The organism is Idiomarina sp. Sol25 (genome assembly GCF_033052775.1).
In the GTDB taxonomy this organism is placed as follows: domain Bacteria; phylum Pseudomonadota; class Gammaproteobacteria; order Enterobacterales; family Alteromonadaceae; genus Idiomarina.
Genome location: NZ_JAUPEW010000130.1, coordinates 1 through 268 on the forward strand (window position 1 = coordinate 1; position 268 = coordinate 268).

1 protein-coding gene is annotated in these 268 nt (G+C 45.5%); it reads right to left on the reverse strand.

Annotated elements, in window-relative coordinates:
• Nucleotides 1–268: hypothetical protein (locus tag Q5L94_RS13750; RefSeq protein ID WP_317498916.1), on the reverse strand; the 268-nt coding region annotated here is incomplete at both ends.

The window sequence follows — 268 nt, forward strand, 5'->3', positions numbered from 1 at the left end:
TCCCGCATGGATAACGCTAATAAGATTCTCGATTGGCTCTTCGTCTGAAAGCAAGGTGCTGACGGGGCCCATCAGGAGATCAACCGCATGTGGATAGCAGGATTTAGGAACCAGAAATACCCAATGTATGTCGCGATATTGCGAGAGTAAGCTATAAAAATATTCGCAGATAGCGCGGGGAGAGGCATTGTTAACTGCTAAATCAGCAATAACTAAATTACTTCGGCGTAGCTGTAGCAGCGTTAGCTCTTCTATCGTACGACAATAC